This is a genomic window from Streptomyces sp. PTY087I2 (assembly GCF_001687325.1).
Lineage (GTDB): Bacteria > Actinomycetota > Actinomycetes > Streptomycetales > Streptomycetaceae > Streptomyces.
Map to the genome: position 1 here is coordinate 1 of NZ_LZRD01000014.1, position 11,825 is coordinate 11,825.

Here is an 11,825-nt window from a genome sequence, read left to right on the forward strand (position 1 = left end):
GTGAATGTTTACCCGTAATCGGGTGCACACACACGAGAGCGGAACAACCGGTCGGAATAAGACCCGTTGTTCACAGCGTCCTCGCTGTGTATTTCAAAAGGAACCACGTCCCAGCGTGATGCTGGAGACGGGGTATCAACATATCTGGCGTTGACTTTTGGCACGCTGTTGAGTTCTCAAGGAACGGACGCTTCCTTCGGTCCCGTATCACCGGGGCCCTCCGGGCGCTTCCCTTCGTTTCACTTCTTTGTCCTGCTGTCTTGCGTTTCCGACTCTATCAGACTCTTTCGTGTCCGATTCCCGGTCGAAGCGGGCCGTGCAGTTTCGCTTTCCAGGTTCTCCGCTTTCGCGGTTTCCCTTTCCGGCGAGTCCGACTCTATCAGATCCTTTCGGGCCTGATTCCCAGTCAGCAGGGCTTGTCCTCACGGCTGTTGGGCCGTTCCGACGAGTGAGACTTTAGCGGAGTCCTGGGCCCCGACGCTAATCGAGGGCGTTCCTTCGAACGCGGATTCCTCATTTCGCGCAGGCGCACGAAAAGGCATGCGACATGATGTCGCGTGTCTTCTCGTGGTTACTGCGGAATGGCTGTCCGGGGACCGACCGGGGTCGGCGCTCACGTCGGACAACTCGGAGCACACTACGGACCTGCCGGGGGCGTGTCAACCCCCGGCGGGGGCCGTGGGTCAGCCGTTGCCGGAGGCCAGTTCGCGGCTGCGGTCGCGGGCCGCCTCCAGGGCGGCGATGAGGGCCGCGCGCACCCCGTGGTTCTCCAGCTCGCGGATCGCGCTGATCGTGGTGCCGGCGGGGCTGGTGACGGCCTCGCGGAGCTTGACCGGGTGTTCGCCGCTGTCCCGGAGCATGACGGCTGCGCCGATGGCGGCCTGGACGATGAGGTCATGGGCCTGGGCGCGGGGCAGGCCGAGCAGGATGCCCGCGTCGGTCATGGCCTCCACCAGGAAGTAGAAGTAGGCGGGGCCGGAGCCGGAGAGGGCGGTGGCCGCGTCCTGCTGGGACTCCGGGACGCGCAGGGTCTTGCCGACGCCGCCGAAGATCTCCTCGGCGGTGGCGAGGTGCGCGCCGGTGGCGTGGCTGCCGGCCGAGATGACGGACATGCCCTCGTCGACGAGGACCGGGGTGTTGGGCATGACCCGGACGACGGGGGTGTCCGGGGTGAGCCGATCCTCGATGAACGTGGTGGTGATGCCGGCGGCCGCGCTGATGACCAGGCGGTCGGCGGTGACGTGCGGGGCGAGTTCGTCCAGGAGCTTGCCCATGTCCTGCGGCTTGACCGCGAGGATGAGGATGTCGGCGTTCTTGGCCGCCTCCGCGTTGGTGACGGACTCGACCCCGTACCGCGTGTGCAGTTCCTGGGCCCGGTCGCTGCGGCGGGTGGTCACCAGGATGTCGGACGGTCGCCAGCCCGCCCGGATCATCCCGCTGAGCAGGGCCTCGCCGATCTTGCCGGTGCCGAGGACTGCGACTGTCTGGGTCATGTGTTCACCCTCCGGGCGGTGCTGGGCTGTGCGCTTCCCGTCATCCTCGCATCGGGCTGTTCACGGCGTACGGCGGCGGAGGGTGATCGCGCCGAGGCAGAGGACCAGCAGGGCGCTGCCCGCGACCACGGCGATGTCGCGGACGAAGTCGCCGGTGATCTCGGGGTGGTGGAGGACCTGGTTCATGCCGTCGACGGCGTACGACATGGGCAGGACGTTCGAGATCGCCTCCAGGGCCGGGTGCATCGCGTCGCGCGGGGTGAACAGGCCGCACAGCAGGAGCTGGGGGAAGATCACCGCCGGCATGAACTGGACCGCCTGGAACTCGGAGGCGGCGAACGCGGAGACGAACAGGCCGAGCGCGGTGCCGAGCAGGGCGTCGAGGAGGGCGACCAGGAGCAGCAGCCAGGGTGAGCCGACGACGTCCAGGCCCAGCAGCCAGACGGATACGGCCGTGGCGAGCGCCGACTGGACGACCGCGACCGCGCCGAACGCGAGGGCGTACCCGCCGATCAGGCCGCCCTTGCCGAGCGGGAGGGCGAGGAGGCGTTCGAGGGTGCCCGTGGTGCGTTCGCGCAGGGTGGCGATCGAGGTCACCAGGAACATCGTGATGAGCGGGAAGATGCCGAGGAGCGAGGCTCCGGTGGCGTCGAAGGTGCCGGGTGCGCCGTCGAAGACGTAACGGAGCAGGGTGATCAGCAGGACCGGGACGATCACCAGGAGCGCGATCGTGCGGGGGTCGTGGGTCAGCTGGCGCAGGACGCGGCCCGCGGTGGCGGTCATCGGGGGGCCTCCTCGGTGGTGAGGGGTGCGGCGGCCCGGTCCGCGTCTACCAGGTGGAGGAACGCCTCCTCGACGGTGGCCGTGCCGGTGCGGTCGCGGAGGGCGTCGGGGGTGTCCTCGGCGAGGATCCGGCCGTCGCGCATCAGGAGCAGGCGGTGGCAGCGTTCGGCCTCGTCCATGACATGGGACGAGACGAGGATCGTGGTGCCGCGGTCGGCCAGGCGGTGGAAGAGGTTCCAGAGGTCCCGGCGGAGTACGGGGTCGAGCCCGACGGTCGGTTCGTCCAGGACCAGCAGGTCAGGGGTGCCGAGGAGCGCGACGGCCAGCGAGACGCGGCTGCGCTGGCCGCCGGAGAGCGCACCGGCGAGGGCGTCCGCGTGGGTGGTCAGGTCGACGTCGTCGATGGCGCGGGTGACGGCCTCGCGGCGGGCGTCGCGGTGGGCGCGGCCCGGGTGCAGGACGGCGGCGAAGTAGTCGAGGTTCTGGCGGACGGTGAGGTCGGTGTAGACGGAGGGCGCCTGGGTGACGTAGCCGATGCGGGGGCGCAGGGCCGGGTCTCCGGCGGGGTGGCCCAGGACGTCGAGGACGCCGGTGACCTTGGCCTGGGTGCCGACCACCGCCCGCATGAGGGTGGTCTTGCCGCAGCCCGAGGGGCCGAGGAGGCCGGTGATGCTGCCGGAGGGGACGGTGAAGTCGAGGGCGCGCAGGACGGTGCGGGCGCCTCGGACGACGGTGAGGCCGCGGGCCGCGATCGCCGAGGTCGGTGGCGGGGGTGCGCCCGGGGCGGGGTGCGTCGTGGGGGTGGCCGGTGCCGCCCCCGGTTCGTAATTCATCATGCGATGAATTATTCGCCCGACAGGACTGCCCGTCAAGAAGGAGGGCACACCGATCCCCCCGTCCGGCCAGGGGCGTCCCCCGTGTGGGAGGCCGGGCGGGGTCGTGCTGCGTACCGCGGGGCTCAGCCGCGTACCGCTGTGCTCAGCGAGGGCCACCCCCTCGCGACGACGTCCGGGCCGTCCCCGGTCCCGGCCCCGAGGAGGAGATCCGCGAGGGCGTCGCCGATCCCGGTGGAGTGCTGGAGCCCTCGGGCGCCGCTCCCGCCCGCGACCATCAGACGGGAGTCGCCGTCCGGAGTGCCGAGAACGAAAGGCGCGTCCGGAGTGCGGGTCGTCCAGGACGCCGCGGCCCGGGCGGGCAGCCGGCGCAGTCCCGGCAGCTTCGCGGGAAGCAGTTTCGCGAGGGCGGACCAGTCCTCGTACCGGACGGCCGGGTCGACGTCGTCGGGGTCCGTCGGCTTGGCAGCCGTCCCGTGGTCCTCCAGGCTCAGCCTGATGTCCTGGTCACCCTCGGACCCGCTGCCGTGCAGGACCCGGCCGTCGTCGAACTCGCGGACGAAGACGGGGAACTCCTCCGAGGAGAAGCCCGCGTCCGGTTCGAGCGGGCGGAACCAGGTGACCGGCGCGCGGTACGTCTCCAGCGCGACGTCGGGGACCAGCGACGACAGCCAGGGGCCGGCTGTCACCACGACCTGCCGTACCCGGATGTCCCGCTGGGCCGAGCGCAGCACGACGCCGCCGGGGACGAAGTCGATCGCCGTGATGCGGCTGTACTCGAAGACCCGGGCTCCCGCTGCCCGGGCGGCGGAGACCGCGGCGTGGACAGCGGCCTCCGGACGGAGCAGTCCGGCGGACGGCTCCCACACGCCGATGTGGTGGTCGGGGACCCCGGTGTGGCGCGGGTACTGGAAGCGGAGCGCCCGGGCGGAGAAGGTACGGACATCGATGTCGTGATCGCGTGCCGTCCGCAGGGCGCCGCCTGCCGTCGGGCCGTCCTGCGGGCCGACCACGAGTCCACCGGAGGGGACGAACAGCTGCGTGCGCGCGGTGTCCTCCAGTTCCGCCCACAGTTCCCGTGAACGGCGGGCCAGCGCGACGAGTCCCGGCTGCTCGGAGCAGCTGAGCCGGAACATGGTGGAGCCTGCCTGCCGCGAGTCTCCGCCCCGGCCCACGGCGGTCTGGTCGAAGCCGAGGACGTCGACGCCCCGGGCGGCCAGGCGCCACAGAGCGGAGGCCCCCCACGCACCGAGTCCGACGACGGCCGCCTCCGCATCCCACCGAGTCATGTCCTGATACTCCTGTCCCTGCTGTCCACGGTGCCTGGGATGCAGACCATCACCGTCTCGCCGTTCGGGGCGTGAGTAACCGGTACTCAGCTTCCGGAACCCGTTGCCGTACCGCCCGCCGCCCCCGGAGGCATTGGGCGGGCGGGAGCGAGGAGCGGCGCGGCGCGGCGCGCGGAGAAGACCGGGGTTTGAGTACCTGGGTACTCACGATGCGGACCACGAGGACGTGATGGCCTCGGTGATGCGGCACCGTGCAGGCCGCGCGGACCGGTGGAGGCTGTGATGCAGTTCCGTGTACTGGGTGCCCCTGAGATCTACGACGATGTCAGGCGGCGGAGCATTCCGTTGAACAGCCCAAAGCAGCGTGTGCTGCTCGGCGTGCTCCTGGTGCGTATGGACTCCGTGGTTCCCACGGACACACTGATCAACGAACTGTGGGGGCGCAACGCCCCCGACAAGGCGATCAACGCCCTTCAGGCGCACGTCTCACGGTTGCGCCAGCAGCTGATCGAGGCGGAACCCCCGCGGGCGAACACTCCCCGCCTCATCGCGCGCGGCTCCGGCTATCTGCTCCAGGCTCGGCCCGAGGAGCTCGACAGCGTGCAGTTCCGGTTGCAGACGACGCGGGCGCGACGGCAGCTGGCGACGGACGCGGAGGCCGCCGCCGCCCTGCTGCGCAGGGCGCTCGGGCTGTGGCGCGGACCGGCGCTGGACGGCGGTTCGCACGGTCCGCTGTGCGCGGGAGTCGCGGCCCGGCTGGAGGAGGAGCGCCTGCTGGCCGTGGAGGACCTGTGCGAGGCCTCCATCCGGCTCGGGCGGCACCGCCAGGTGGTCGGCCGGCTGGAGGAACTGGTTTCCCTGCATCCTCAGCGGGACCGCTTCCGCGAGCAGTTGGCGGTCGCGCTCCAGCAGGGCGGTGCGCCGACCGTCCGGAGGCTGCGCGCTCCGGAGGGCGACCGGGGCGCGCTCGGTTCCGCCGTACGGCAGATATACGAGGCCGGTCATGGCCGGGGTGGCCCCTGGGCGCTGGAGCACGCCGAGGAGGAAGGCGTCGGGGACCACGCGCACCCGCGCGAGGAGGGGGACGACCTGGAACTGGTGCGGCTGCGCCGCCGGGTGGAGCAGCTGTCCGCCGAGCAGCGTTCGATGCGGGCCGACCTGGACCGGCTGACCGCCTTGGTGGAGCGGGGAGGTGCGGCCCAGCGGCGGGACTCCGCCTGAGGGGCACCGGCATCCGGGCCCGCCGGTGTTCGGTCCGCGGGCCTCTCGTCAGGCTGTCAATGACGTGTCAGGTATGCCCTCGCGACCGGCTGATCGGACGGTTGGCGCTCCTAAAATGCGGATCGCCGAAGAATCGCGTGAATAGCGGAGAGGAAATTCCCGTGGCCGTACTGCATGAGACTCATCGGGGCGCCGGAAGCCCTGATCAGCTGTGGAAGGCGCTGTTGGACATCGAGGCGTTCCCCTCGTACATGGGAGGCGTCAACGAGGTCGAGATAACCGGCGAGAAGGACGGCGTCCGCGAAAGCAGCTGGATCGTCGAGCTCAAGGGCTCCGAGATGGAGTGGGAGCAGGAGGACGTCATCGATGCCGAGCGGCGGCGGGTCGAGTTTCGGCAGGTGGAGGGCGATCTCGCGCTCTACGAAGGGTACTGGCAGGTCGTTGAGGATGCGGAGGGGACCGGTCTCGAATTGAAGGTGGAATTCGACATCGGCCTGCCGATGGTCGCCGAAATGATTCACCCCGCAGTGGCCAAGGCGCTTGAGGGCTACCAGCGGGACATCATCGGCCAGAGCGTCCAGGGGGAAATCCATGAATGAACTTCGTGCGGACGATGCCAAGGCAACCTTCCGACGAGTGAAGAAGCACTTCTCCCCCGCTCTTTCGGTGGCCGGGAAGTTCAGCGGGCAGGGCGCCGTCGAGGCCTCCTCGGACGGCTGTCGGATGACGTTGTCGGACGGCCGTTCCGTGCTGGACTTCGGCTCGTACGCCGTGGCTCTGCTCGGGCACCGCAACCCGGCTGTCGTCGACGCGGTACGGGCGCAGTTGGACGTCCTGCCCACCTCCACCCGGACGGTGCAGAACCCGGCGGCCCCGCTGGCCGCGGAGAAGCTGACCGAGTACCTGGGCGGAACGCTCAACCGGGTCTACTTCGGGTGCGGCGGCGCCGACGCCGTGGAGGTCGCGTTGAAGCTCGCCCGGCTGGCGACCGGCCGCACCACGGTCGTGGCCGTCGAGGGCGCGTTCCACGGAAAGACCCTCGGGGCGCTCTCGCTGACCCACAACGACAGGTTCCGCACCGGACTGGAGCCGTTGCTGCGGGACGTCGTGCATGTCTCGCCCGACGACCCCGCGGCGGTGGCCCGGGTCATCGCCGAGAGGGACGTCGCGGCCGTCTTCTTCGAGCCGGTGCAGGCCGAGAACGGCGTGCGGATCCTGGACGAGGCCGTTCTGGCGCGCTGGTGCCAGGACGCCCGGGAACACGGCGCGTTCATCGTGTCGGACGAGATCCAGGTGGGGCTGCGGCGCTGCGGCGCACGGTCGCCGTCGCTGGAGGCCGGTCTGCCGGTGGACGCCGTCCTGCTCGGCAAGCCGCTCGGCGGCGGAGTGGTGCCGGTGTCGGCGGCTGTCGGCAACGACCGGCTGTTCGCACCGCTGCTGGCCGACCCGATGCTGCACACCGCGACGTTCAGTGGCCACCCCCTGGGTACGGGCGTGATCCCCACGGCGCTGGCCGCCATCGAGGAGCACACCGGGAACGGCGAGCGGATCGCCGCGGCGCTGTCCGCCGGTCTGGCCGAGATCGAGGACCGCCATGCCGACGTGGTGGCCGGGACACGCGGCCGGGGACTGCTGTGGGGCATCGACTTCACCACGGCCGAGATCTCCGGCAACGTGCTGGCGGCCCTGGCCGGCAGCGGTCTCGTCATCTCCCCCTGCATCAGCCGTCCGACCACGCTGCGGCTGCTGCCTCCGATCATCGCGTCGGACGAAGACGTGAAAGAGGCCCTGTCACTGCTCAGCGGGGCGATAGCCCAGGCCACCGGCGGCTGAGACCGCTCTCCGACGTCGTACGGATCCGGGGACCGGGTCCCGGGAAAGGAACGAAGAAGACTGATGACTCCGCCCACGTATGCGGGAATCGCCGAGGAGTTCGCGGAGGATGTCGTGCTCGCCGACGACATCACCGGTTTCGAGGCGAAGGACCCGGTCACGGTCTCCGAGGTGCTGCTCACCGGCGCCACCGGATTCCTCGGGAGCTTTCTGCTGAAGGACCTGCTGGCGCGCGGACTGACCGTGCACTGCCTGGTACGGGCCGCCGACGCCGAGGCGGGTCTCGCGCGGCTGCGCAAGACGCTCGGCGGCTACGAGGTGCTGGACCAGGTGGACCTCTCTCGCGTCCGGGTCGTGACCGGGGACGTCACACGCCCCCGGCTCGGCATGGAGGAGGCGGTGTACGCGGAGCTGGCCGCGCGCATCGGCGCGATCTACCACTCCGCGGCCAAGGTCAACTTCCTCACCCTCTACAAGTGGCTGCGGAAGCCGACGGTGGACGCGACCCATGAGGTCCTGCGGCTGGCGTGCGCCTCCGGCGCCACCCTGCACCACGTCTCGACGACCGGCATCTTCGAGCCCAAGGAGCACGAGACCCCCCGGAAGGAGTCGGACCCGACCGGGCCCCCCGAGTCCCTGTCCCTCGGATACACCAAGAGCAAGTGGGTGGCCGAGCAGTTGGTGCAGGAGGCCCACCGCCGCGGGGTGCCGGTGACCGTCCACCGGCCGGGGCAGGTGTGGGGCGATTCGACCACCGGGGCCTGCCAGCCGAACGACTTCGTGTGGCGGTTCATCAAGGGGTCGATCCAGGCGGGCGTGTATCCGCGGCGGTTCGGGCTGGACATGAACATGGTGCCGGTCGACTACGTCAGCGCCGCGCTGGTCGCCGCCTCCCGCGACGCCCGGTCGACCGGGCAGGTGTTTCACCAGGTGAGCGCGCGTTCGCTGGATTCGGACCGGATCCTCGAACTCGTCCGCGGCGCGGGGTACGAGATCAGGGAGGTCAGCATCCTGAAGTGGATGAAGGCGGTCTCGGCCGATGTGCAGAACTCGATGTTTCCCCTCATGCGCCTGATCGTGGACCTGGAGAGGTTCGAGGCGGCCGAGTTCTCCGACGAGGCCACACGCGCTTTCCTGAGCGGCTCCGGAGTCGTCCGCCCGGAGATCGACGAGGCGTTGTTCGCCACCTATGTCTCCTACTTCGTCCGCCAGGGCACGCTGCCCGAACCGGTGGCGGCCACCGCCGGGGCGGGCTGACGGCCCGAGCCGGGAGCCGGGACGGGCCGAAGGGCGGTGGCCGACGGAAATCCTCGTCGGCCACCGCCCTTCGCCCGCCGCCCCGGAGGCCTCGACGCCTCCGGGGCGGTCACCCGGCCGGCAGCCTGACGCCGCGCATCGGCGCCTCCTGTCCCTGGGAGCGGTGCAGTGCCTGACGCTCCGTGATGCCCAGCTTGTGGTAGATGCGGTGCAAGTGGTTCTCGACCGTCCGCACCGACACGACCAGCCGGAGCGCTATGTCGCGGTTGGACATCCCCGTGGCGGCGAGCGCGGCCACTTCCCGTTCGCGCGGGGTGAGCGGGGCCATGTCGCCGCGGTTCTCGTTCACGATCCAGGGCGGAGGGGAGAACGTACCGCCGCGGAGCAGGTCCTCGCAGGTGGCCCATGCCTCCCGGCCCTTGCGGCGCTGTCCGGCGGCCCGGTGGGCGCGGGCGGCCTGGGCCGCCGCCTCGGCGGCGAGCGGCAGGGCGCCCATCTCCCCGAACTGCCGGGAGACCTTGGTGAGTGCGTTCCCGTCGGCCTCCGCCAGCGCCTGGATGTGATCGGACATCACGCGGGCGGTGGCGCCGCCGCACCGGGCGGCGAACTGCCGGGCCCGGGAGCGGAAGCGGTAGGAGGCGTTCTCCTTGACCCGGGCGACCAGGTGCAGGGCCGCCAGGGCGGTGGGCGTACGTCCTCCGGCCTCCGCGCGGTCGGCGAGGTCGAGGGCGGCGGAGGCGGCTCCGGAGTAGTCGCCGGTGTGGGCGAGGATCAGGGCCCGGTCGTAGGCGATCTCGTCGTCGGCGATCGGGTGGGAGACGGCTTCGCGCTGTACGGTACGGGCTTCGACCAGCGCGCGGAGCGCCTCCGCCTGCTGCCCCGACTCGGCCAGTGCGCCGCCCAGCTGGGCGAGCGTCCACGCGCGGGTGACCGGCCATTCGTGGCCGGTGTCCAGGGCCACCGCCTGACGCAACTGTGCCACCGCCCGCTGGGGCTCGCCGCGGAGCCGCAGCAGCCGGGCGCGGGCCAGAACGGTCTGGAGCAGCACCGGCCAGCGGTCGGCGTCGTCGTAGCGGCGCGCCGTGTCCAACACGTCCTCGGCCTCCCTGAGGTTGCCCGTGTGCCACAGGCACCGGGCCGCGAGGGCGACCAGCAGGGCCGCCGCCTCACCGTCCCCGTCGGAGGAGGGGCCCCGGTGGCGGCCGATCAGTTCCAGCGCGCCTGCCGCGTCGCCGAGTTCGGACCGGGCGAGCGCCATCACCGGGACCAGGGCCTGGGTGACGGCCTGTTGGGCGTCCCCCGCCCGCAGGACGGCTTCACCGATCTCGACGGCGTCGCGCAGCCGGTCGGACATCACGGCGATCAGGGCGCGGCTGCCGTGCAGCACTCCCGCCTGCCCCGGCCCGACAGCGGCGACGGCACGGTCCAGCACCGCACCGGCGTCCTTGACCCGCCGCAGCCGCCAGGCCAGGTTGACCACGCGGGCGTGGACGGCGGCGACGTATTCCGTCTGGGGTATGTCCACCGCGGCGCTCAGGGCCGTGTCGAAGACCGCTTCGGCCTCCTCGTGCCGCCCCTTGCCGATGAAGACCTCCCCGAGGAGCAGTGCGGCACGGAGGGATTCTCTGGGAGCGTCCGAGCCTTGGATCGCGTGCGCCACCATGCGGCACACGGCCTCCGGGCCCTCACCGAAGTCGGAGACGGGGGTGCTGTGCGGCGGCGGCTTTTCCTGGCCGGTGACGCGCAGGGCGAGCAGGCAGAGTCGCTCGGCGAGTTCGTGCATCCGCTGCCGGACCGCGGTGCGTGCGGCGACGAGCAGCTGCTCGCGCTCCGGCAGCAGCCCGGCCTCGATCCGCAGCGAGACGATGCGCAGGATGTCCTCGGGGAGCCGCGCCCCCATGCGCTCCATCGCGTCCGCCACCTGCCGGCGGAGCCGTTGCGCGGTGAGGTCGGACATCCGGGAGGCGACCACCACCCGGCTGAGCGGAACGGCCAGTCGCAGTTCTACGCGCGTACCGTTGTAGCGGACGGCCACGATGCCGCGCAGATCCAGCGACTCCGCCGCGTGTGCGAGTCCGGACGCCGCGACGATGTCCATCTCCAGTGGCTCGGCGACGGCCAGCGTATGGACCAGTTCGCGCTCTTCGAGGCTGAGGTCGCGCAGTCCGAGGCGGATGAGTTCGGACAGCCGGCGGCTGGGGGGATGGGTGAGCCCTTCCCACAACCAGACCCCGTCGACGCAGCGCAGCGACTTCTTCTCGACGGCGTGGTCGACGAGTTCCCGCAGCACCAGCGCGTTGCCGTGCGTGGCGGACCACAGGCGCTCCAGGGTGGCCGCGTCCGTGTGGCCGCCGAGCCGGGCGTGCAGGACGTCCCGGAGCTGCGCACGGTCGAACGGGGCCACCTCGACGTGGTCGATGAGGCGGTCCACCCAGAGCTTGTCGATTCCGGCGGGCGTGTGAACGTCCTTGCGGCTGGTGGCGAGCACGCTGATGCGGCCCGCCGCCACCAGCCGGTGGAGCTGGTGGCCGGACGCGTCGTCGACGAGGTGGGCGTCGTCGATGCCGACGAGTGGGCGGTCGGCCGCCGAGCCGCTCAGGTGCGCGGGTTCGATCGAGGCGAGGCATTCGCCGAGTGATCCGTATCCCTTCGCGCGGGCGCCGCTGCTCCAGCTCGCGATTCCGACGGAAAGGACGGTACGGCCGATGTCGGCGGCCCGCTCCAGGGCAGTGGCGAGAAGGAGGCTTTTCCCCACTCCCGTTCCGCCCACCAGAAGCGCTCCGCCGCCGCGCTCAAGAGCACGCTCTACATCTTTGAGCTCGGCCTGTCTACCAGTTATCGGCCATGAGAAGAGAACTTCTGTTGACATCTGGATGCATGCCCCCGCAGGAAGAATGTCAGCACTCTCAGATAAACGCCCCGAAGCCCCTTGGCCTGCCCCCTGTGTCTGCCGCGTAAACGCTGCATTACACGTTGCCCGGACATGGCCGAGAAGACCTTGTCCGCAGCTTCAAGCCAAGCAACTTCACGGTCAAAATCTGACCATCGGAACTAACGGATTCGGTCAAGTATAGACCGGCACCTTGAAAGTGGAGCTGACAGCAAACTGGCAGGGT

9 protein-coding genes are annotated in these 11,825 nt (G+C 70.7%); 4 read left to right on the top strand and 5 right to left on the bottom strand.

What is annotated here, in order from left to right:
• Nucleotides 1-683: 683 nt before the first annotated feature.
• From proC to A3Q37_RS16965, 4 genes are all read right to left on the bottom strand, one after another.
• On the bottom strand, nt 684-1,493 hold the full coding sequence (gene proC / locus A3Q37_RS16950) for a pyrroline-5-carboxylate reductase (RefSeq protein WP_065485247.1): 810 nt from the start codon (nt 1,491-1,493) through the stop codon (nt 684-686).
• Between the two features lie 60 nt (nt 1,494-1,553).
• Complete coding sequence (locus tag A3Q37_RS16955; RefSeq protein WP_065485249.1) at nt 1,554-2,276, bottom strand: ABC transporter permease; 723 nt, start codon at nt 2,274-2,276, stop codon at nt 1,554-1,556.
• Complete coding sequence (locus A3Q37_RS16960; RefSeq protein ID WP_065485251.1) at nt 2,273-3,112, bottom strand: ABC transporter ATP-binding protein; 840 nt, start codon at nt 3,110-3,112, stop codon at nt 2,273-2,275. Before A3Q37_RS16960 ends, A3Q37_RS16955 begins: the two co-directional genes overlap by 4 nt.
• A gap of 122 nt (nt 3,113-3,234) precedes the next feature.
• Nucleotides 3,235-4,398 carry an FAD-dependent oxidoreductase gene (locus A3Q37_RS16965; RefSeq protein WP_079137830.1) on the bottom strand — a complete coding sequence of 388 codons (1,164 nt, stop codon included), beginning with the start codon at nt 4,396-4,398 and terminating at the stop codon, nt 3,235-3,237.
• A 345-nt stretch (nt 4,399-4,743) separates the two neighbouring features.
• Here A3Q37_RS16965 and A3Q37_RS16970 point away from each other — a divergent pair, with 345 nt between their 5' ends.
• From A3Q37_RS16970 to A3Q37_RS16985, 4 genes are all read left to right on the top strand, one after another.
• Entirely contained in the window at nt 4,744-5,619 is an 876-nt protein-coding gene (locus tag A3Q37_RS16970) for a BTAD domain-containing putative transcriptional regulator (protein ID WP_176711437.1), read from the top strand.
• Nucleotides 5,620-5,780: 161 nt separating this feature from the next.
• Nucleotides 5,781-6,218, top strand: a complete 438-nt coding sequence (locus tag A3Q37_RS16975) for a type II toxin-antitoxin system RatA family toxin (protein ID WP_065485255.1) — start codon at nt 5,781-5,783, stop codon at nt 6,216-6,218.
• Entirely contained in the window at nt 6,211-7,452 is a 1,242-nt protein-coding gene (locus A3Q37_RS16980) for an aspartate aminotransferase family protein (protein WP_065485257.1), read from the top strand. Before A3Q37_RS16975 ends, A3Q37_RS16980 begins: the two co-directional genes overlap by 8 nt.
• Before the next feature lie 63 nt (nt 7,453-7,515).
• The gene (locus A3Q37_RS16985) at nt 7,516-8,709 is read left to right on the top strand and encodes a thioester reductase domain-containing protein (RefSeq protein ID WP_065485259.1); all 1,194 of its coding nucleotides are present in this window, start codon (nt 7,516-7,518) and stop codon (nt 8,707-8,709) included.
• A 109-nt stretch (nt 8,710-8,818) separates the two neighbouring features.
• Here the strand turns inward: A3Q37_RS16985 and A3Q37_RS38230 are convergent, their stop codons facing one another.
• Nucleotides 8,819-11,464 carry a helix-turn-helix transcriptional regulator gene (locus A3Q37_RS38230; protein ID WP_065485261.1) on the bottom strand — a complete coding sequence of 882 codons (2,646 nt, stop codon included), beginning with the start codon at nt 11,462-11,464 and terminating at the stop codon, nt 8,819-8,821.
• Nucleotides 11,465-11,825 lie beyond the last annotated feature (361 nt).

Coding starts and splice junctions, on each gene's coding strand:
- proC (WP_065485247.1), bottom strand. CDS start 1,493: ATGACCCAGACAGTCGCAGTCCTCGGCACCGGCAAGATCGGCGAGGCC.
- A3Q37_RS16955 (WP_065485249.1), bottom strand. CDS start 2,276: ATGACCGCCACCGCGGGCCGCGTCCTGCGCCAGCTGACCCACGACCCC.
- A3Q37_RS16960 (WP_065485251.1), bottom strand. CDS start 3,112: ATGATGAATTACGAACCGGGGGCGGCACCGGCCACCCCCACGACGCAC.
- A3Q37_RS16965 (WP_079137830.1), bottom strand. CDS start 4,398: ATGACTCGGTGGGATGCGGAGGCGGCCGTCGTCGGACTCGGTGCGTGG.
- A3Q37_RS16980 (WP_065485257.1), top strand. CDS start 6,211: ATGAATGAACTTCGTGCGGACGATGCCAAGGCAACCTTCCGACGAGTG.
- A3Q37_RS16985 (WP_065485259.1), top strand. CDS start 7,516: ATGACTCCGCCCACGTATGCGGGAATCGCCGAGGAGTTCGCGGAGGAT.